The organism is Flavobacterium ammoniigenes (assembly GCF_020886055.1).
Taxonomy (GTDB): domain Bacteria; phylum Bacteroidota; class Bacteroidia; order Flavobacteriales; family Flavobacteriaceae; genus Flavobacterium; species Flavobacterium ammoniigenes.
Genome location: NZ_AP025184.1, coordinates 1,362,010 through 1,381,694 on the forward strand (window position 1 = coordinate 1,362,010; position 19,685 = coordinate 1,381,694).

The window sequence follows — 19,685 nt, forward strand, 5'->3', positions numbered from 1 at the left end:
AAATTACTTTAAGAACATGAAAATAATTTGCATCGGTAGAAATTACACCAATCATATAGCCGAATTACAAAACGAACGCCCTACGGAGCCAGTAGTTTTTATGAAACCCGATTCGGCAGTACTGTTGAAACAACATCCTTTTGTACTTCCAGAATTTTCTAATGAGGTACATCACGAAATTGAATTGATTGTCAAAATCAATAAAGTTGGGAAGTATATCGAACCGAAATTTGCGCATAAATACTATGATGAAATTAGTGTTGGAATTGACTTTACCGCACGTGATTTGCAAGATCAATTGAAATCAAAAGGATTGCCTTGGGAAAAAGCAAAAGCGTTTGACGGTTCAGCTGTAATTGGCGAATTTCTTTCCAAAGAACAATTTGCGTCATTAGACGATGTTAATTTTGAATTGCTCAAAAATGGAGCAGTGGCTCAAAAAGGAAATTCCAGTTTGATGCTATGGAAAATAGACGAATTGGTAGCTTATGTGTCTCAGTTTTTTACATTGAAAATTGGCGATATTATTTTTACTGGAACCCCTGAAGGAGTTGCTTCGGTAGCGCCCAACGATGTTTTGGAAGGCTATTTAGAAGGACAACAATTATTTAGAATTCAAGTAAAATAATGGCACTACACTACAACCTTTCGAAAGTGTATGCGCTTTCAGAAAATGATTCGGAATTTGTAAATCAAATAGTTACTTTGTTTGTCAATGAAGTGCCTAAAGATTTATTGGAAATAAAATTGGGCATCAAATCAGAATCGCACAAAGAAGTCTATGCTTTTGCACACAAAATTAAACCAACTCTAGATTTGATGGGAATGCATGTCGCTTTTGAAGAATTGGTATTGATTGAAGCATGGGCAAAAGCCGAAGGAAAAACCAAGAACATCAAGGAAACGTATAAGTGCGTAAAATCTCAAGTTAAAGAAGCTATAAAAGAGATTAAGAAAGACTTTAATTTGTAAACCAATTCGTTAATGAAAGCAGCTATAGTTACCATTGGAGATGAGATTTTAATCGGTCAGATTGTTGATACAAATTCGGGGTTTATAGCCAAGTCATTGGATAAAATCGGAATTGAAACCTACGAAATGCTTTCCATTTCAGACAATAAGCAACATATTTTAGACACCTTTTCTTTGTTGCAAAACAAAGTTGAAGTGGTAATCATAACTGGAGGTTTAGGGCCTACAAAAGACGATATTACCAAACATACCTTGTGCGAGTATTTTGAAGATACTTTAGTTCGCAATACTGATGTCGAAAACCACGTGATTGAATTGATTGAACGTGCATTGGGTAGAGAGGCTTCTCAAATTAATAAGGATCAAGCGTTGGTTCCATCGCAATCTACGGTGCTTCATAATCAAGTAGGAACCGCGCCAGGTATGTGGATTAAAAAGGAGAATACAGTGTTTATTTCCTTGCCAGGGGTTCCTTATGAGATGAAGTATTTGATCGAAAATCAAGTCATTCCAAAATTAGTTCAGGAATACCAACGTCCCTATATAATTCACAAAACGATTTTAACCTACGGTCAAGGCGAAAGTCATGTAGCAGAAAGAATCGAAGATTGGGAAAATCAATTGCCTGAATATATCAAGCTGGCTTATTTGCCAAGCCCCGGTCGAGTGCGATTGCGCTTGACGGCTAGAGGAACCAACAAGCAACAATTGGAAGATACTATTGCTGAGAACGTAAAATCGTTGGATGCGATAATACATGATATTATAGTAGGATTTGAAGAGGAAGATACTATTGAAGTAGTTCTTGGACGAATTTTAAAAGAAAAACAACTAACGGTGGCAACAGCAGAAAGTTGTACTGGGGGGAAGATAGCGCAACTATTCGCTTCCGTTCCAGGAGCCTCTACTTATTTTAAAGGAAGTGTAGTATGTTATGCTACTGAAGTGAAGATGAATGTCCTAGGAATTTCCAAAGACTTGATCGCTCAACATTCGGTAGTGAGTAAAGAAGTGGCTTCGGCTATGGCTTTGAGTGTGCAAAAAATAATGCAAACGGATTATGCAATTGCCACTACTGGAAATGCTGGTCCAACAAAAGGCGATGCCGATGCAGAATTAGGAACGGTTTGTATTGCTTTGGCTACGCCAAATGGAGTAATTGTTGAAGAATTTAATTTTGGTCAACCCCGTGAAAAAGTGATAGATAGAGCTGTAATTAAGAGTTTGGAACTACTACAGAAAGAAATTTTAAAAAATGTGCTTTAATTTTTTTGTTTGATCCGTTTATTTTTCTTTTCTTTGCACCCTGATTTTGAATAACGATAAAAGATAAAGAATAATGTCAAGAGTTTGTGACCTTACAGGTAAAAGAGCGATGGTAGGAAATAACGTTTCTCACGCTATGAACAAAACTAAGAGAAAATTTTCTGTGAACTTAGTTAAAAAGCGTTTTTATCTTCCAGAAGAAGATAGATGGATTACTCTTAGAGTAGCTGCATCTACAGTAAAAACAATTAATAAAAATGGAATCGCTGCTGTTTTGAAAAAAGCACAAGCTCAAGGATTTATTAAATAATCGTTTCCTAAATAAATAGATAGCAAGATGGCAAAGAAAGGTAACAGAATCCAAGTGATTTTAGAATGTACTGAGCACAAAACAACAGGTGTTGCAGGTACTTCAAGATATATTACAACTAAGAACAAAAAAAATACTCCAGATAGATTAGAGATTAAAAAATTTAATCCAATCTTGAAAAGAGTAACCGTTCACAAAGAAATTAAATAATAATTAGAAATGAGATTCGGTCTCAGATGTTCACATCTAGATCGTATTTATTTCAAATAACATTGAATCATGGCAAAGAAAACCGTAGCATCGTTACAAACCGCTTCTAAGAGATTATCAAAAGCCATCAAAATGGTGAAGTCTCCAAAAACTGGCGCATATACATTCGTTGAATCTATTATGGCTCCTGAAGCAGTTGATGAATTCTTGAAAAAGAAATAATTTACTTTTACAGTATATAGAAAAGCTACTTTCAGTCGGAAGTAGCTTTTTTATTTTCTATATTTACCATTAGGAAATACAATCTGTTTTCTGATCCTAAATCATTCATATATAATACGATTGCAATATGAGTTTTTTCAAAAGAATATTTTCTTCCGATAAAAAAGAAGAAAGTCTTAACGAACAGGAGAAACAATCCTTAGACAAAGGTCTCGAAAAGTCAAAAACTACTTTTTTTTCCAAGTTATCCAAAGCGGTTGCTGGAAAATCAAAAGTAGATGACGAGGTTTTAGATAATTTAGAAGATATCCTTATTTCTTCAGATGTGGGTGTCAATACAACACTAAAAGTAATTCAGCGTATTGAAGCGCGTGTTGCTTCAGACAAATATTTAGGGATTAGCGAATTGAACCAAATTCTTCGCGAAGAAATTGCAGCCTTGCTATCTGAAACTAATTCAGGGGAAGCTACAGAATTTGTTGCTCCAACACAAACGAAACCTTACGTTTTGATGGTAGTGGGTGTAAATGGAGTAGGGAAAACCACTACTATAGGAAAATTAGCCTACCAATTTAAGAAAGCAGGTCATAAAGTAGTTTTAGGTGCAGCGGATACTTTTCGCGCAGCAGCGATTGACCAATTGCAAATTTGGGCCGATCGAGTAGGAGTTCCCATTGTAAGACAAAATATGGGAAGTGATCCTGCTTCGGTAGCATTTGATACCTTACAATCTGCAGTGGCTCAAGATGCCGATATTGTAATTATTGATACTGCAGGTCGTTTGCACAACAAAGTGAATTTAATGAACGAATTGACCAAAGTAAAACGTGTGATGCAAAAAGTAGTAGGCGACGCACCTCATGATGTTTTATTAGTCTTAGATGGTTCTACTGGTCAGAATGCTTTTGAACAAGCCAAGCAATTTACAGCTGCGACAGAAGTTACTTCTTTAGCTGTAACTAAATTAGATGGAACTGCCAAAGGTGGTGTGGTTATTGGAATCTCGGACCAATTTCAAATTCCAGTCAAATATATTGGAGTAGGAGAAGGTATTGAAGATTTACAGGTGTTTAATAAATTCGAGTTTGTAGATAGTTTCTTTAAATAATCTGGTATGAGTTCTTTTGGTAAACTAAGTCCAATAACTTTTTATTTTATTAGTATAATTTCATTCGTTTTGGCAAATGTGATTCGGGAACAAAGTATTCCGATTTATTATTTATGCTTAATGATAGGTGTGGTTTTTTTCTTCCTGGGTCTATATAAGCGAATTGCTTCAAAAAAATAATCATATGAAACAGTTGTTTAAAGTATTATTCATTTCCTTAGCTTTCGTTAGCTGTAAACAAAAAATACAATCTACAGATATTCCTAAAATCAATGGGTATTGGGAAATCGAAAAGGTTGTTTTTGATGAAGGTGAAGACAAAGAATATGCGGCCAATCAGAATTATGATTATTTCCAAATCAGCTCCAATAATCAAGGAATTAGAAAAAAAGTAGCACCTCAATTAGACGGTACTTTTTTAGTCGATGATTCTTTTGAAAAAGTAAGTATTCGTTTTCAAGAAGACAAAGCCTATTTGGATTATGCTACCCCTTATATGAAATACACAGAAGAAATTATTGCTTTATCGGCTGAAGAATTAGTGGTCTTGAATGCGCAAAAAAAAGAATACCATTACAAGAAAGCAACGGCTATAAATATTTTGGGTGATGGCAAAAAGACAAAGTAATCAAAGTACTGTTGGCGATGTTTTAAAGCAAATTATTCAAGCGAATAAATTGCAGCCTGGCATGGATCAAATTGATGTGAAAGAGGCCTGGCAAAATCTAATGGGAAATGGTGTGAATAGCTATACTAAAAACGTAGCTCTGCGTGGGAGTACTTTGTATGTAGAATTGTCTTCTTCAGTATTAAGAGAAGAATTGAGTCATGGTAAATCCAAAATTATAGCCATGATTAACGAAGAATTGCAACGAGAGGTAATTAAGGATGTAGTTTTGCGATAGAATTCTAGAAAGTAAGATATAAAAGAAAACCCATTTCAATAGAAATGGGTTTTCTTTTTATAAAATCTAAGAAGTTTAATCTTCTATAAATCTAGTGATCTAAATTAAAATTGCTCTCTTCCTGAAAAATGAAAGGCTCCTTCGATCGCAGCATTTTCATCTGAATCAGAACCGTGAACTGCATTTTCTCCCATTGAAGTAGCATATAATTTACGAATTGTTCCTTCTGCAGCTTCAGCTGGATTTGTAGCGCCAATCAAAGTTCTAAAATCGTTTACTGCATTTTCTTTTTCCAAGATGGCAGCAACAATTGGTCCGCTTGACATGAATTCAACTAATTCTCCGTAAAAAGGACGAGCGCTATGTACGGCATAAAATGCTTGTGCATCAGCAACGGTTAATTGCGTGAGTTTTAAAGAAACAATTTTAAATCCTGCATTAGTAATCATTGCTAAAATGTTTCCGATATGACCATTTTTAACCGCATCAGGTTTGATCATGGTAAAAGTTCTGTTTGTTGCCATTTTTTTGTGTAAAAATTATTTTGGATTCCAAAAATACTGCTTTATTTGTTATTTATATAACAAAACATACGAAATGTTGATTAATTGTAAATTTAATTAAACAATTACTACTTCAAAATACTGTTCTAATGGTCGCAACTTTTTGATTAAAGTTGGAATCAAATCATCACCATTTTCCAAATAGAATTCAGAGAAATTGTTTTGACGTTCTTGAAGACTTTGATTGGGGAATAATTCATTTTGCAATTGAATAATGCGTTCTAAAACGTCGACTAATTTTCTTTTTTGTGCTTTGAGTAACCGTTTTTCCAGGTGTTCAATTCCTTTAATCTGTTTGATTTCCTGAGCTTTTAGTGCACCAATAAAGGATTGGTCAGTTTGTAGTGCAATACTTTGAAGTTCGCTAAATTGCTTTCTTAATTGTTCTTTTATACCTGATAAATCCAAGTCGATTTCGGAAAGTGTTTTTGTTTTTTGGTTAGCCAAATCATTTTGCTTGCTAAACAAATCGGCCCAAGAAAGCTGTAAAGAGTCTGCTTTTTTGATTTGTTTTTCGGTTGCCAACAGAACCGAATTACGAACTAATAAGATAGGAAAACTCACTTCTGTCGCATTGAAAAAAGACTGTAGTTCTAGCCAATAGGCAATTTCGCCGCCACCACCAATGTAGCAAAGATTTGGTAAAAGGACTTCTTGGTACAATGGGCGTAAAATTACATTCGGACTAAATTGCTCAGGATGGTTTTCAACCAATTGCAATAGTTTTTCTTTGGAAAAAGATATGTTAGTATGGTTTACTTTGTAAGTGTCGTTTTCGAATACGATTCGCTCACGCAGGTTGTTCTCAATGTAAAATAAATTGATTTCACGCGGGTTAACTTGGATGCTGTAATCTTTAAGTTTTTCTAGAGTTGCAGTAACTTCTTTGAAAGATGTTTGATTTTCTATTTCGTCTTTGATGTACGGAATGAAGACGCTTTTCAAATCGGCAGCGTCAGCGTCAAGGATTACTAAGCCATAGTCGCTAAAAAGTTCATTCGCTAAATACCGAGTAGCATCGGCTAAATTTGAATGCTCCAAATATGATTTTTGAAATAGTTCTTTAATTTTTTGAGCATTGGTACTTGAACCTAATTCTAAAGCAAAAACTTCAAATACAGCTTCTAAACCTTCAGTAGATAATCGCCCAACAGGTCCTGAACTGTCTTTGTTCCAATGAAATTTTTTGCCATTGAAATTAAAATAGTTGATTTCTTCAAAATCGTGATCTTCCGTAGCCATCCAATAAACAGGAACAAAATTCGATTGAGGGTATTTCGCTTTTAGTTCGGAAGCCAAATTGATGGTTGAAATGATTTTGTATAAAAAATACAGGGGACCACTGAATAAATTCAACTGATGTCCGGTTGTAATTGTAAAAGTATTGGATTGTCCTAATGCTGTAATATTATTTTGAGTAGCATCAGAAACAGTTGTGTTTTGATATTGCTTTTGTAATTCAGTTACAAGTAATTTTCGGTTTTCGGGATTGTAGTTGGCTTCTTTTTCAAGAATTTGTCCCTCAAAATTTGCTATGGTTGGAAACCGATTGTATAACGAATCCAGACTGGATTTTTGATCCAAATAGTCTTTGATTAAAGAAGTAAAATAGCCTGAGTTTTGATAGCGTATACAGTCAGTGGGCATATTGGTTTTGTTTGGAGTAAAAATACTAAAAAAATATTGGAACTAAATAGTTGTGGCTTTCGAAAAATAGTAGCATTTTTATGCTCGTTTGCTACTTGACAAAAAACTAAAATATATGAACACAACTTTACATCCACAAAATTCTTTGCGCCATGTCCTTTTTGGGAGCCTAATTGGTACTACAATTGAGTTTTTTGATTTTTATATTTATGCTAATGCAGCTGTATTGGTTTTCCCACAATTGTTTTTTCCAGGTACAGATAGTACTATATCGGTATTACAATCCTTGGCGACTTTCTCAATTGCTTTTTTCGCACGTCCCTTAGGTTCGGCTATTTTTGGGCATTACGGAGATAAAGTCGGACGAAAAACTACTTTAGTCGTGGCTTTGTTGACTATGGGAATTTCAACCGTTTGTATTGGTTTTTTGCCTAGTTATGCCAATATCGGAATTACCGCTCCAATTTTATTGATGTTGTGTCGTTTTGGTCAAGGTGTTGGTTTGGGTGGCGAGTGGGGAGGAGCGGTGTTATTGGCTATTGAAAATGCACCCCCTCACAAACGTGCTTGGTACGGCATGTTTCCTCAATTAGGCGCGCCAATTGGTTTAGTGCTTTCTGGAGGCACCTTTTTACTATTGACTAGTTATTTGAATGCACAAGATTTTTTAGAATATGGTTGGCGAATTCCATTTATCGCTAGTTCATTATTAGTTTTGGTTGGGTTTTATATTCGTCTAAAAATCACTGAAACGGTTGCTTTTGAAAATGCTAAACAAGAGCAAGAAGAAGTTAAAGTCCCATTTATTACCCTTTTAAAATCCTACCGAAAAGAATTGTTTTTCGGGACATTTACAGCAGTTACTACTTTTGTAGTGTTTTATTTGATGACAGTATTTATGCTGAATTGGAACACCAAAGAATTGCATTTTTCCAATAAAGAAGCCTTATTAATGCAATTGTTTTCCGTTTTATTTTTCGCAGGTTTTATTCCTGTATCGGCTTTAATTGCAGATAAAATTGGTCGCCGAAAAATGCTACTTTATGCTTCAATTGCTATTGCTCTTTTTGGTTTGTTCTTTTCGTTATTTCTAAATTCAGGAAGTACAATACTGGTTACTTTCTTTTTGTGTTTAGGGATGTCATTGATGGGATTTACCTATGGGCCAATTGGTACTTTTCTTTCCGAATTGTTCCCAACAACCGTTCGTTATTCAGGAGCGTCATTGACTTTTAACTTAGCGGGAATTATTGGAGCCGCATTTGCCCCAATGATTGCGATATGGATTGCTACCAACTATGGTTTAGCTTTCGTTGGTTATTATCTTTCTGTAGCAGCAGTTATTTCGGTAATTTCATTGTTGGTCATCAGCAAAAAAGAACATCAATTTTAATGTAATCGTATTTTATTGAACGATATTTGTTCACCAAAACAATCCTTTTGAAAACAAAACTATTTCTAGTTACGCCGCCATTTACTCAGCTGAATACGCCATATCCGGCAACGGCTTATATCAAAGGATTTTTGAACACCAAAAATATAGATTCGGTTCAAGCCGATCTTGGAATAGAAGTTATTTTAGCTTTATTTTCCAAAAAAGGGTTAGGTGATTTGTTCGAAGCTTCAAGCGTCGCATCTCAAATTGAAACTTGGTCTGAAAATGCACGACGTATCCTTGCGCTTCAAGACGAGTATGTTAAAACCATTGATTCGGTTATCGCCTTTTTGCAAGGGAAGAACCCAACTTTGGCTTTGCAAATTTGCCAAGAAGATTTTCTGCCCGAAGCGTCTCGATTTGCGCAGTTAGAAGAATTGGATTGGGCTTTTGGCACCATGGGTACTCAAGACAAAGCCAAGCATTTAGCTACATTGTATCTGGAAGACATTTCAGACTTTATTGTAGAATGTATTGATCCTAATTTTGGTTTCAGTCGCTATGCAGAACGTTTAGGGCGATCTGCCAATTCGTTTGATGAATTATATACAGCCTTACAACAACAGCCAACCTATATCGATACATTATTGCTTTCCATTCTGAAAGTAAAAATCGAAACGATTCAACCCAATGTGTTTTTAATTTCAGTTCCTTTTCCGGGCAATTTGTATGCTGCTTTTCGTTCGGCCCAATGGATTAAACGACACTACCCTGAAATCAAGATTTTGATGGGTGGCGGATTTGCTAATACAGAATTACGTTCGCTTTCTGATGAACGAGTTTTTGAGTTTTTTGATTTTATTAGTTTGGATGATGGCGAATTGCCACTTGAATTGCTAATTGAAAATATTGAATCTGGATCGTTTGCCGAATTCAAACGTACTTTTTTGTTGGAAAATGGTAAAGTGGTATATAAAAATAACACCCTACGACACGATTACAAACAAGCACAAGTAGGCACGCCGGATTATTCAGATTTACTTTTAGATCAATATATTTCTGTTATCGAAATTGTCAATCCAATGCATCGTATGTGGAGTGATGGGCGTTGGAATAAATTGACCATGGCGCATGGTTGTTATTGGGGAAAATGTACTTTTTGCGATATATCATTAGATTATATTAAGGTATACGAACCAATCGCTGCTGGAATTCTATGCGATCGAATGGAAGAAATGATAGCGCAAACTGGCGAAACGGGATTTCATTTTGTAGACGAAGCGGCACCACCTGCCTTGATGCGTGAATTGGCTTTGGAAATCCTACGCCGAAAATTAGCGGTGACTTGGTGGACTAACATTCGTTTTGAGAAAAGTTTCACTAAAGACCTATGTCAATTGCTTAAAGCATCCGGTTGTATCGCAGTTTCTGGTGGACTCGAAGTAGCCTCAGATCGATTGTTGCAATTGATTGATAAGGGAGTTACGGTCGAACAAGTGGCTAAAGTAACGCGCAATTTTACGGAAGCTGGAGTGATGGTTCATGCCTATTTAATGTACGGTTATCCAACACAAACTGTTCAAGAGACAGTGGATAGTTTGGAAATGGTGCGTCAATTGTTTGAAGCCGGAGTTTTACAATCGGGCTTTTGGCACCAATTTGCAATGACAGCACATAGTCCAGTTGGAATGTATCCCGAGAAATTTGGTGTTCAGAAAGAATCAGATGCTGTTGGCACTTTTGCTAATAACGATCTTACGTATATAGACGCTACCGGAATTGATCACGATCAATTTAGTTTTGGCCTGAAAAAATCATTATATAATTTCATGCACGGAATCTGCTTGGATTATGCTTTGCAGGATTGGTTTGACTTTACTATTCCTAAAACCACTATTCGACCTGATTTTATTTATGAAGCTTTAGAAGAAGAAACTAATTTTAGTGTTAAACCCAATGCTAAAGTAATTTGGTTGGGAGGGAAACCATCGGTTAACAGTTTTACTAAAACTAAAAAAGGTACTTCGTGGGATATGATGCGTTTGACATTTTATGATAAAAAAGAAACTTTCGAGATTCAGCTAAGCCAAAGGGAAGGGGAATGGCTAGTTACTATTTTAGATATAATTTCTTATTCTAATTCAAAAACAAAGCAATTTCAAGAACTAAAAGCTGATTATGAAAACGAATTGGAAGATTTTGAGTTATTCTGGTTTTCAAAACCGATAACTACATTAAAGGAATTTGGATTGTTAGTTCTGTAGTTTATTTTCTCAATTTTAGATTATGAACTATAAACCCACCTTAAATAAGGCGGGTTTTTTATTTTATTCATATATTTTAATTATACCCTATATTTTTAGGGGGTATAAATTAATTTAATTTATAAAATTCACCTTAACCTCTCTATTTTAAATATAATTTTTTATTTACCCCGTAATTTTTATGGGTACTATGTAATTTTCTATTATCAATACTTTAAATTATAGTCGATTTGAATTGTATATCGATATTTTTTGTGAATTTTATTTTGAATTTCATAAAAATGACTATTTTAATGAATAAAATGTATCGTTTTGTCTTTTTCGTTGATAAAAGTTTATAGTTTTGTTTCAAGAAAAAGAAATAATTTAATCTTTTAAAAGGGACTAATTCTCGATTTCTTCAATAAATTAAAAAGTAAATTAAAATCGATTAAACATGAAAAAAGTAATTGCCACTTTAGCCGTAGTACTAACAAGTACATTTGCATTTGCACAAGACACTCCACTAGAAATTTCAGGTTCTGCTGATGCATACTGGAAATATGATTTTGCTAAAACTGCTAATATTCCAACTAGTTTTGCTACTGACCATAATTCGGTTTCACTAGGTATGATAGATGTGGTTTTGAAAAAGAAAACGGGAAAAACATCTTTTGTTGGTGAAGTTTCTTTTGGACCAAGAGGAGCTGGTCAATCGATACCAGATGTAGACGGACAATCTTTCCACATTCAAAATTTATATGCAACCTATGCGGCTTCAGATAAATTGAGTTTAACTGCTGGATACATGGGTACCTTTGTTGGTTATGAAGTCATTTCGCCTTTGGCTAACTTTCATTATTCAACTTCGTATTTGTTTACAACAGGGCCATTTCAAAATGCAGGGATAAAAGCCAATTATGCAGTATCAAGTAAAGTTGGTTTAATGGTTGGATTATTTAACGACCAATGGAATACTTATAAAGCGACTCCTGAGTTTGGATTGAATGCTTTTGGAGCGCAATTAACTCTAACTCCTGCTGAGGGTTTAACAGCGTATTTCAATTTATTGACAGGTTCAGAAAGTGGAACTATCGTTGATTTAACCGCTGCTTATCAAGTGTCTCCAAAATTCAAATTAGGATTAAATGCAGCTGATTTTTCTGGAGTTGAAAGTGGTTCTGGTTATTCTGGTATTGCATTGTACCCATCAGTTGCTATCTCAGATTCATTTGGTTTAGGATTACGTGCGGAATCATTTAAATCTAAAACCTTGGATACTTCTGTATCAGCATTTACATTGTCAGCTAATTTAAAATCAGGAGGATTGACATTTATTCCTGAAATCAGATTGGACAGTGCTTCTGAAGATAGTTTTTATAAATCTAATGGAAACCCTACAAAATCAGCTTCCCAATTTGCTATAGCAATGGTGTACGGTTTTTAAATAAAATAAAGTTGTGTTATTTGTTTCCTAGAAACAAAGTGTTTTAAATAGTAAGAGACTGCTCTGATATGATAAATATTAGAGCAGTTTTTTTTATTGTTTTTTGTAAATCGAATAGATGGTATTGATGGTTTTTTCGTCAAGGGTATCGTCTACTTCAGTTTGAATATAATGTAGTTTGAAAGCTTTGATTGCTGAAGAAAGATTTTGAGTATTATAACCTATAATTCGCAAGGCTTGTTCCACATTAAAATAATCAGGGGCTTTTTCTAATTGGTCCTCAGGCCAAAATCCAAAACCTAATGCTGCTAGATTTTTCCATGGAAAAAATGCGCTTGGATCTGCTTTTCTTGAAGGTGCTATATCGGAATGCGCAATTATATTATTAGTTGGAATATTATAGTCTTTTTTTAATCGAGTTAATAAAGCAACTAAACTATTGATTTGTGCTTCAGAAAAAGGTTCGAATCCATTATTGTCTAATTCAATTCCGATAGATGCTGAATTGATATCAGTGTTTTTACCCCAACTCGCATTACCGCCATGCCAAGCTCTTAAATAGTCATTGAGCATTTGGACCACAGTCCCATCATCACTAATGACATAATGTGCACTAACTTGTGTTTTGGAAAGGGTAAAAGTTCTTAATGTTTGCTGTAATGAATCTTGAGCCGTATGATGAATTACCACAAAATTAGGTTTGCGGAGGTTGAAATTAACGGTACTTATCCATTTAGGAGTTTGTCCGTTTTCAAGTGGTTTTGTATCGGCGTTTCCAATACTTTTTTGGTATGCCTTTATTTGTTTTTTATACGATCGATCACTTAATCGGTAGGGATTTATCTTGCAAGAATTTAAAATAAAAAGGGCAATAATTGCGTAAAAGTAGTTTTTCATGCAGCATAAAAAGATTAATTAGAATCAGAAGTATCTTTCTTTTTTTTCTTCATTTTCTTTGGATTTTTTGCGTCCTCTTGCATGGCTTTGTATTTCTCTTTTTGAGATTGGGTTAACAATTGCTTTATTTTAGAATCCGTAAGCTCTGATAAAGTTTGAATTTCTTTTAACTTATCGTCTTGACTAATTTCTTGTTTAATAATGGCTCCTTGTGATTTAATACTTCCAGTTAAAATGTTGGCAATAGCAATTTCTTGCAGTGCGTCAAGTTGTAATTCAGATTTTAATTGCTCCATGATTTTCCCAACAGTTACTTCCACAGGAATTTCTTTTGGCTTTTCTTGTTGTTGATTCATTCCACTACCCATGCCACCCATTTGGCTCATTCTTCCCCCGTAGCCCCCATAGCCTCCTCCATAACCTCCGTATCCACCATACCCTCCGTATTGTGCGAAAACAGTATTACAAGTAAATAGTAAAAAAACAAGACTAAAAGTTGAAAGTAACTTTTTCATAATCGGCAGTTTATGGTTTTATTCTGAATCAAATATAAAAAAAGAAATTAACTTAAACAGGTTCTCCGTACAAATCAAATTCAGTAGCTTCAATAATTTTTATTGTTGCAAAATCACCTGTTTTCAAATAGTGTTTGGTAGCATCAATTAAAACTTCATTATCGACATCGGGGCTGTCAAATTCGGTACGTCCTACAAAATGACCACCTTCTTTTCGATCGATAATGCACTTGAAAGTCTGACCTACTTTTTCTTGGTTCAAGTCCCAAGATATTTGCGATTGTAATTCCATAATTTCATTGGCGCGTTCTTGTTTGATAGTATCAGGAACATCATCTTCCAATAAATAGGCAGAAGTGTTTTCTTCGTGAGAATAAGCAAAACAACCCATTCGATCAAACTTCATTTCTTGTACAAAATCTTTTAAAATTTCAAAATCTTCTTGCGTTTCACCAGGATAGCCTACAATTAAAGTAGTACGAATTGCCATTCCAGGAACAGCAGCTCTAAAATCTTTTAATAATTGAGTTGTTTTTGCCTGTGTTGTCCCACGTTTCATAGACTTCAAGATAGAATCTGAAATGTGCTGCAGAGGAATGTCTATGTAATTACAAATTTTCGGCTCTCGCTTCATGATCTCTAAAACGTCCATTGGGAAACCGGTAGGAAAGGCATAATGCAAACGAATCCATTCAATGCCTTCTACTTTTACTAACGCTTCTAGTAGTTCAGCTAAATTTCTTTTTTTGTATATATCAAGACCGTAATAGGTTAAATCCTGTGCAATTAAAATAAGTTCTTTAACACCATCACGTGCCAAGCCTTCAGCTTCTTTTACTAATTTTTCAATGGGTTGCGAAACGTGTTTTCCTCTCATTAAAGGAATAGCACAAAAACTACAGGGTCTGTCACAACCTTCAGCAATTTTTAAATAAGCGTAATTTTTTGGAGTAGTAGTCAAACGTTCTCCTAACAGTTCGTGTTTATAATCTGCTCCTAAAGCTTTCAAAAGTTGCGGTAATTCGGTCGTGCCAAAAAACTGATCTACATTCGGGATTTCCTTTTCTAAATCAGGTCGGTATCTTTCTGATAAACATCCTGTGACAAATACCTTATCTACTAAACCGCGTTCTTTTTTATCGGCATATTCTAAAATCATATTCACCGATTCTGCCTTGGCATTATCGATAAATCCACAGGTATTAATTACGATAATATTACCTTCTTCCGCTTCAGGCGCCTCGTGTGTTACTTCTTTGCCACTGGCACGTAATTGTCCCATTAAGACCTCGCTGTCGTAGATGTTTTTGGAACAACCAAGAGTAATTACATTGATTTTATTTTTCTTTAAAGATTTCGTTCTCATAGTAGTAAGCTTTCAATAGTTTGAAAGGTGGGCAAAATTACGTTATTTATTTTTAGGAGCATAAATCTTTCTGTTTTTTATGGCGTTAATTCCTGCTGTTCGTTACAATCTAACGAAGAAAATTCGGTAGGATTTTCACTTCCATCAGGGCTAAAAAAAACATCTTGTTTTTTAGTACAAGATGTTTTTTAAATTTAATTAAAATAGTGGCTATAGTTCAAACAGCACTGTTAAGGTAACCGTGCTATTTTTTGAATTGATGGATGCACCATCCGTAAGACCTTTTTCAAAGAATCCTTGTTGCGTATTTCTTTTGAATGTAGCATAGGAAAGATCTAATTTAGATCCCCCAAAATTGTAACCTATCCCGGCTGAATGTCCTTTTAAATCGCCAATAGTAGTTTTGTTTTTATAGGGACTTTCTTCTTCTCTATATCCAGCCCTTAAGCTCCATGCCTGAATTTTATATTCTGCTCCAATTCGTAATTCTTTGGTTTTGTTTAACAAATTTGAAAGAGTATTATTTAATCCTCTGTAATAGGAGTCATTTGATGGTTTGAATCGAGTGCTACTATAATCTTTAACGGCATAGTCTATACTAATTAATCCTTTTTTACCAAATATGTACGCCATACTTCCAGTCCATTTACTTGGAGTTTGTAATTTGTATGGTTCGTAATAATTGATCACTTTTGGATCTACAACATCAGGAGCAAGTTCTGATGTAGAATTGGCACTAACGCCGATTAATTTTTGAAAAAATTCATCATTTAAACGAAGCCAAGTTGGTGATTCAAAAGCAGCACCAATTCGAAGTTGTTTAGTTACTTTAGCAATAGTTCCAAGTTGAAAAGAAAAACCAGTACCATAGGTGTATAGATCATTGTCAAATTGTACTCTAGATACAGTATAATTATTGGTTAATGGAGCGTTGTTGTCTTCGTAAAAACGTGAAGATTGTCTAAAATCTACAAAATGAGAATTTAAATTCAATCCAAAGTAAAATTTGTCTTTATATGAGGTAGCTGCATTGAATGATAACTTTCCAGTGTATCCTTTAGAAGTTACTGTATTTTCTTGATAATAATTCCCTGAACCAGGCACATTAGAGTTGTAATTTGTGTTGTTAGGATTGGTATTTAAAGGATTAATGATATAGCCTTGGTAGCCCATAAAAGCTTGTTGTTCTCCGTGGCCTAATTGATCATAACTTGAATTTTCTAATACATTTAGAGGCACGCCATTGGCGTAGTATAAAAAATAATTTGCAATTGAATTCGTTGGATTTGTTCCTGCAGAAAAAATAGAGTTGTTTAGATTGTTGGTGTTTTCAAAATTTATTGCAAAAGAGAATTTTTTCCAATTACTAGTTTTTTCTAAATTTTTAAAAACAAAAACACCCCCCGCTTGATTTAAATCAATGGAATTGTCAGTTTCTGTTGCCGAACTACCAAAATAGTTTGCTTTATTCGTTACGAAGGTATTGTTTAAAGTGAAACCAAGCTGATTATTAGAAAAAATTACAGAACCTGCAGGATTAACATTGATGGAAGATAAATCTCCACCAAGGGCACCAAAAGCACCACTCATAGCTCTAAAACGAGCTGTTCCATTTAAATTATCTTGTGAATATCGTATGGCATCTCTACTTTCTTGCGCTTGGATGGCATTGATTGATATTCCTGCTATTAGTAAAAATATAATTTTATTCATGATTTAAGTTTTGAGATTAAATTCTAATTGTATTCAAAAGGAGTGGGTGTGAGTGTTATCTTCCGCCTCGTCTTCCGCCACCATCAGACGATCTTCCACCGCCTGAATTTGATGAATTCGAATCCATTGATCTTGAAGGAGTATAATTGTCGTTATTTGATGGAGTGTACGTTCTTGAAGGGTTAGAATTACTTCTGCTATTAGTTCGGACAGGAGTTGTATTGGTGCTAGAAGAGTTGTTTTGCCTTGATCTACCAATATTGTTGTTGATGTAATTTTGATTTTGGAAGTTAGATGAATTTCTACTAAATGTTGGTCCGATATTATTTCGATTAAACGAATTACGATTTGTAGAATTAGAATTTTGAATTTCTCTTCTTCCTATTTCAATTCCAGATGGTCGTGATTGATTGTAATTGGATCCTCTACGGCTATTATTGTAACTGAAAACTCGTTCTCTTTGATAGTTGCCCGGATAAGAATAAAAATTTTGATATCCCCAGTAATAATTCGGATAGTAATTAAAACCAAAGTAATTAGTGTAGCCCCAACCCATCATGTATGGGTCGTTCCAGTAGTTGAATGGGTAAAATCCACCAAAATAGGAATTTCTCCATCCGTAATTAACATAAGGATATCCAAAACCCAACGCCCAACCTAAATTGCTTGGGTAATAGTTGATGTTTATATTTTGTGAATTGCTACCCCAACTTGGGTATGATGTTGGGTTTTCTTGATTGTTTGTATTGGAGTAGGAGTTATAACTTGCTACGTCTGTAAATACTGAGGTAGTGTCTTTGGTATCTTGAAGTGCGTTGAAGTAGTTTTCATATGCTATTGCTGATTCTTGTTGAATAGCTCTTTTGCGCATTCCGGCTTCGGTTGTTCCGTAGATCCCATCAGTGTCATAATAGGAACTGTTTTGGTAGGACCCACATGAGGAAAGAAATAAAATGCTAATAAAACTAATCAGGAAAAGAGGGGAGGGCGTTGGGTAAGAAATACAATTAGTTTTCATATCTGTAGGTATTTTTATTGTTGCACATTACAAAAATAGTTAGTTTTGCCAAACTATTGCGTCAATATCGTAGAAAACAAAATTTGTGCCAAACTATATAATATGAGTAAGAACCTTACCACACGATCAGAAGATTATTCAAAATGGTATAATGAATTAGTTGTTAAAGCTGATTTAGCCGAAAATTCAGGAGTTAGAGGTTGTATGGTAATTAAACCTTACGGCTATGCAATTTGGGAGAAAATGCAGGCGGAGTTAGACAGAATGTTTAAAGAAACTGGACACCAAAATGCTTACTTCCCTTTATTTGTTCCTAAAAGTATGTTTGAAGCTGAGGAAACAAATGCAGAAGGATTTGCTAAAGAATGTGCTGTTGTGACTCATTATAGATTGAAAAATGACCCTGATAAACCAGGTAAGTTAATGGTAGACCCAAACGCCAAATTGGAGGAGGAGCTAATCGTTCGTCCGACCAGTGAGGCTATTATTTGGTCTACCTACAAGGGGTGGGTGCAGTCCTATCGCGATTTGCCGTTATTGATTAATCAATGGGCGAATGTGGTTCGTTGGGAAATGAGAACACGATTGTTTTTGAGAACTGCCGAATTTTTATGGCAAGAGGGTCATACTGCTCACGCAACCCGTCAAGAAGCTATTGAAGAATCTGAAAAAATGATGCATGTGTATGCTGATTTTGTCGAAAATTTCATGGCAATTCCGGTTGTAAAAGGTTTAAAAACAGAAACGGAGCGTTTTGCAGGAGCTGATGAAACCTATTGTATAGAGGCCTTAATGCAAGATGGTAAAGCTTTACAAGCAGGAACTTCTCATTTTTTAGGTCAAAATTTCGCTAAAGCGTTTGATGTAAAATTTGCTACCGCTGAAGGAAAACAAGAATATGTTTGGGGAACATCTTGGGGAGTTTCGACTCGTTTGATGGGAGCTTTGGTAATGACACATTCTGACGATAATGGATTAGTTTTACCGCCAAACTTAGCGCCAATCCAAGTTGTAATTGTTCCAATATACAAGTCGGATGAAGAACTAGAGAAAATTACTGCGGTAGTGACTGATTTGATGACTCAATTCAAAAAATTAAAAATATCTGTCAAATTTGATAATAGAACGACTCAAAAACCAGGTTTCAAATTTGCTGAATGGGAATTAAAAGGAGTTCCAGTTCGAATTGCAGTTGGGCCCAAAGATTTAGAAAATGGTACGTTTGAAGTAGCAAGAAGAGATACCTTAAGTAAAGAAGTAGTTTCCAAAGATGGCATAGTAAATTATATCAATGATTTATTAGAAACAATTCAAAACGATTTGTTTCAACGTGCTTTAGGTTATAGACAAAACCACATAACTGAAGTTAATTCGTTTGAAGAATTTAAAGAGGTTTTAGAAAATAAAGGAGGATTCCTATCAGCACATTGGGATGGTACTCCAGAAACAGAAGAAAAAATCAAGGATTTGACTAAGGCTACTATTCGTTGTATTCCTTTAGATAGAGTGGATGAGCAAGGAAAATGTATTTTTACAGGTGCAGAATCTGCTGGCAGAGTGTTATTTGCAAAAGCCTATTAAAAAAATATTTTTTTTTTCGCATCTGCTCTTGTGCGTATAAAAAATAGTTGTATTTTTGCATCCGCATTACAGAAATGAGGTCCGTTCGTCTATCGGTTAGGACGCCAGGTTTTCATCCTGGTAAGGGGGGTTCGATTCCCCCACGGACTACAAAATCTGTTTAATGATAAAGCTTTCCTGAGCTCAGAAGGAAAAATGGTCCGTTCGTCTATCGGTTAGGACGCCAGGTTTTCATCCTGGTAAGGGGGGTTCGATTCCCCCACGGACTACAAATTAGTTTTGAAATGGTTTTATGAAACAAATTTTGGTGTCTCCTTATTTGTTTTG

20 protein-coding genes and 2 tRNA genes are annotated in these 19,685 nt (G+C 35.0%); 15 read left to right on the forward strand and 7 right to left on the reverse strand.

The window, feature by feature from the left end; translation table 11 throughout:
• The first annotated feature begins 16 nt into the window (after nt 1-16).
• From LPC21_RS06265 to LPC21_RS06305, 9 genes are all read left to right on the forward strand, one after another.
• Entirely contained in the window at nt 17-628 is a 612-nt protein-coding gene (locus LPC21_RS06265) for a fumarylacetoacetate hydrolase family protein (protein ID WP_229316311.1), read from the forward strand.
• Nucleotides 628-972: an Hpt domain-containing protein gene (locus LPC21_RS06270; protein ID WP_229316312.1), complete on the forward strand. Its 345-nt coding sequence runs from the start codon at nt 628-630 to the stop codon at nt 970-972. Before LPC21_RS06265 ends, LPC21_RS06270 begins: the two co-directional genes overlap by 1 nt.
• Before the next feature lie 12 nt (nt 973-984).
• Complete coding sequence (locus tag LPC21_RS06275) at nt 985-2,238, forward strand: competence/damage-inducible protein A (protein WP_229316313.1); 1,254 nt, start codon at nt 985-987, stop codon at nt 2,236-2,238.
• 73 nt (nt 2,239-2,311) lie between these two features.
• Nucleotides 2,312-2,548 carry a 50S ribosomal protein L28 gene (rpmB, locus tag LPC21_RS06280; RefSeq protein WP_007138096.1) on the forward strand — a complete coding sequence of 79 codons (237 nt, stop codon included), beginning with the start codon at nt 2,312-2,314 and terminating at the stop codon, nt 2,546-2,548.
• A gap of 27 nt (nt 2,549-2,575) precedes the next feature.
• Entirely contained in the window at nt 2,576-2,758 is a 183-nt protein-coding gene (gene rpmG / locus LPC21_RS06285; RefSeq protein ID WP_007805817.1) for a 50S ribosomal protein L33, read from the forward strand.
• A gap of 69 nt (nt 2,759-2,827) precedes the next feature.
• Nucleotides 2,828-2,980: a DUF4295 domain-containing protein gene (locus LPC21_RS06290; protein ID WP_066310049.1), complete on the forward strand. Its 153-nt coding sequence runs from the start codon at nt 2,828-2,830 to the stop codon at nt 2,978-2,980.
• Nucleotides 2,981-3,107: 127 nt separating this feature from the next.
• Nucleotides 3,108-4,088 (forward strand): signal recognition particle-docking protein FtsY, encoded by a 981-nt coding sequence (ftsY, locus tag LPC21_RS06295; protein ID WP_229316314.1) that lies wholly within the window; start codon nt 3,108-3,110, stop codon nt 4,086-4,088.
• Nucleotides 4,089-4,272: 184 nt separating this feature from the next.
• Nucleotides 4,273-4,716: a lipocalin family protein gene (locus LPC21_RS06300; RefSeq protein ID WP_229316315.1), complete on the forward strand. Its 444-nt coding sequence runs from the start codon at nt 4,273-4,275 to the stop codon at nt 4,714-4,716.
• Nucleotides 4,697-4,993: a DciA family protein gene (locus LPC21_RS06305; protein WP_229316316.1), complete on the forward strand. Its 297-nt coding sequence runs from the start codon at nt 4,697-4,699 to the stop codon at nt 4,991-4,993. The genes LPC21_RS06300 and LPC21_RS06305 overlap by 20 nt, the downstream gene beginning before the upstream one ends.
• A 104-nt stretch (nt 4,994-5,097) precedes the next feature.
• Here the strand turns inward: LPC21_RS06305 and LPC21_RS06310 are convergent, their stop codons facing one another.
• Complete coding sequence (locus LPC21_RS06310; RefSeq protein ID WP_229316317.1) at nt 5,098-5,517, reverse strand: nucleoside-diphosphate kinase; 420 nt, start codon at nt 5,515-5,517, stop codon at nt 5,098-5,100.
• 96 nt (nt 5,518-5,613) lie between these two features.
• A complete protein-coding gene (gene bshC, locus LPC21_RS06315) occupies nt 5,614-7,203 on the reverse strand; it encodes a bacillithiol biosynthesis cysteine-adding enzyme BshC (protein WP_229316318.1) in 1,590 nt (529 codons plus the stop codon).
• Nucleotides 7,204-7,318: 115 nt separating this feature from the next.
• On the opposite strand from bshC, the gene LPC21_RS06320 reads away from it, so the two are divergent.
• The 3 genes from LPC21_RS06320 (at nt 7,319) to LPC21_RS06330 (ending at nt 12,268) form a co-directional block, all read left to right on the forward strand.
• Nucleotides 7,319-8,596, forward strand: coding sequence for an MFS transporter (locus tag LPC21_RS06320; RefSeq protein WP_229316319.1), 1,278 nt, complete (start codon nt 7,319-7,321; stop codon nt 8,594-8,596).
• 47 nt (nt 8,597-8,643) lie between these two features.
• Entirely contained in the window at nt 8,644-10,842 is a 2,199-nt protein-coding gene (locus tag LPC21_RS06325) for a B12-binding domain-containing radical SAM protein (protein ID WP_229316320.1), read from the forward strand.
• A gap of 436 nt (nt 10,843-11,278) precedes the next feature.
• Entirely contained in the window at nt 11,279-12,268 is a 990-nt protein-coding gene (locus LPC21_RS06330; RefSeq protein ID WP_229316321.1) for an outer membrane beta-barrel protein, read from the forward strand.
• Nucleotides 12,269-12,361: 93 nt separating this feature from the next.
• Here LPC21_RS06330 and LPC21_RS06335 read toward each other — a convergent pair whose 3' ends face one another.
• The 5 genes from LPC21_RS06335 to LPC21_RS06355 all read right to left on the reverse strand — a co-directional run bounded on the left by LPC21_RS06335 (nt 12,362) and on the right by LPC21_RS06355 (nt 17,777).
• Nucleotides 12,362-13,165, reverse strand: a complete 804-nt coding sequence (locus LPC21_RS06335) for an N-acetylmuramoyl-L-alanine amidase (protein WP_229316322.1) — start codon at nt 13,163-13,165, stop codon at nt 12,362-12,364.
• Between the two features lie 14 nt (nt 13,166-13,179).
• Nucleotides 13,180-13,680, reverse strand: coding sequence for a hypothetical protein (locus tag LPC21_RS06340; protein ID WP_229316323.1), 501 nt, complete (start codon nt 13,678-13,680; stop codon nt 13,180-13,182).
• Nucleotides 13,681-13,732: 52 nt separating this feature from the next.
• Complete coding sequence (gene rimO / locus LPC21_RS06345) at nt 13,733-15,046, reverse strand: 30S ribosomal protein S12 methylthiotransferase RimO (RefSeq protein WP_229316324.1); 1,314 nt, start codon at nt 15,044-15,046, stop codon at nt 13,733-13,735.
• A gap of 210 nt (nt 15,047-15,256) precedes the next feature.
• Nucleotides 15,257-16,759, reverse strand: a complete 1,503-nt coding sequence (locus LPC21_RS06350; RefSeq protein ID WP_229316325.1) for an OmpP1/FadL family transporter — start codon at nt 16,757-16,759, stop codon at nt 15,257-15,259.
• A gap of 55 nt (nt 16,760-16,814) precedes the next feature.
• On the reverse strand, nt 16,815-17,777 hold the full coding sequence (locus tag LPC21_RS06355; RefSeq protein WP_229316326.1) for a hypothetical protein: 963 nt from the start codon (nt 17,775-17,777) through the stop codon (nt 16,815-16,817).
• Nucleotides 17,778-17,879: 102 nt separating this feature from the next.
• Here LPC21_RS06355 and proS point away from each other — a divergent pair, with 102 nt between their 5' ends.
• From proS to LPC21_RS06370, 3 genes are all read left to right on the forward strand, one after another.
• Nucleotides 17,880-19,358 (forward strand): proline--tRNA ligase, encoded by a 1,479-nt coding sequence (gene proS / locus LPC21_RS06360; RefSeq protein ID WP_229316327.1) that lies wholly within the window; start codon nt 17,880-17,882, stop codon nt 19,356-19,358.
• Nucleotides 19,359-19,436: 78 nt separating this feature from the next.
• Nucleotides 19,437-19,508, forward strand: a tRNA-Glu gene (locus LPC21_RS06365).
• Between the two features lie 47 nt (nt 19,509-19,555).
• Nucleotides 19,556-19,627 (forward strand) — tRNA-Glu (locus tag LPC21_RS06370).
• Nucleotides 19,628-19,685 lie beyond the last annotated feature (58 nt).

What these genes read in the sequence shown, in the direction of transcription:
- LPC21_RS06320 (WP_229316319.1), top strand. Translation starts at nt 7,319, where the DNA reads ATGAACACAACTTTACATCCACAAAATTCTTTGCGCCATGTCCTTTTT.
- bshC (WP_229316318.1), bottom strand. Translation starts at nt 7,203, where the DNA reads ATGCCCACTGACTGTATACGCTATCAAAACTCAGGCTATTTTACTTCT.
- LPC21_RS06355 (WP_229316326.1), bottom strand. Translation starts at nt 17,777, where the DNA reads ATGAAAACTAATTGTATTTCTTACCCAACGCCCTCCCCTCTTTTCCTG.
- LPC21_RS06265 (WP_229316311.1), top strand. Translation starts at nt 17, where the DNA reads ATGAAAATAATTTGCATCGGTAGAAATTACACCAATCATATAGCCGAA.
- LPC21_RS06300 (WP_229316315.1), top strand. Translation starts at nt 4,273, where the DNA reads ATGAAACAGTTGTTTAAAGTATTATTCATTTCCTTAGCTTTCGTTAGC.
- LPC21_RS06290 (WP_066310049.1), top strand. Translation starts at nt 2,828, where the DNA reads ATGGCAAAGAAAACCGTAGCATCGTTACAAACCGCTTCTAAGAGATTA.
- LPC21_RS06350 (WP_229316325.1), bottom strand. Translation starts at nt 16,759, where the DNA reads ATGAATAAAATTATATTTTTACTAATAGCAGGAATATCAATCAATGCC.
- LPC21_RS06305 (WP_229316316.1), top strand. Translation starts at nt 4,697, where the DNA reads ATGGCAAAAAGACAAAGTAATCAAAGTACTGTTGGCGATGTTTTAAAG.
- LPC21_RS06330 (WP_229316321.1), top strand. Translation starts at nt 11,279, where the DNA reads ATGAAAAAAGTAATTGCCACTTTAGCCGTAGTACTAACAAGTACATTT.
- LPC21_RS06270 (WP_229316312.1), top strand. Translation starts at nt 628, where the DNA reads ATGGCACTACACTACAACCTTTCGAAAGTGTATGCGCTTTCAGAAAAT.
- LPC21_RS06335 (WP_229316322.1), bottom strand. Translation starts at nt 13,165, where the DNA reads ATGAAAAACTACTTTTACGCAATTATTGCCCTTTTTATTTTAAATTCT.
- LPC21_RS06275 (WP_229316313.1), top strand. Translation starts at nt 985, where the DNA reads ATGAAAGCAGCTATAGTTACCATTGGAGATGAGATTTTAATCGGTCAG.
- rpmB (WP_007138096.1), top strand. Translation starts at nt 2,312, where the DNA reads ATGTCAAGAGTTTGTGACCTTACAGGTAAAAGAGCGATGGTAGGAAAT.
- proS (WP_229316327.1), top strand. Translation starts at nt 17,880, where the DNA reads ATGAGTAAGAACCTTACCACACGATCAGAAGATTATTCAAAATGGTAT.
- LPC21_RS06310 (WP_229316317.1), bottom strand. Translation starts at nt 5,517, where the DNA reads ATGGCAACAAACAGAACTTTTACCATGATCAAACCTGATGCGGTTAAA.
- ftsY (WP_229316314.1), top strand. Translation starts at nt 3,108, where the DNA reads ATGAGTTTTTTCAAAAGAATATTTTCTTCCGATAAAAAAGAAGAAAGT.
- LPC21_RS06340 (WP_229316323.1), bottom strand. Translation starts at nt 13,680, where the DNA reads ATGAAAAAGTTACTTTCAACTTTTAGTCTTGTTTTTTTACTATTTACT.
- rpmG (WP_007805817.1), top strand. Translation starts at nt 2,576, where the DNA reads ATGGCAAAGAAAGGTAACAGAATCCAAGTGATTTTAGAATGTACTGAG.
- rimO (WP_229316324.1), bottom strand. Translation starts at nt 15,046, where the DNA reads ATGAGAACGAAATCTTTAAAGAAAAATAAAATCAATGTAATTACTCTT.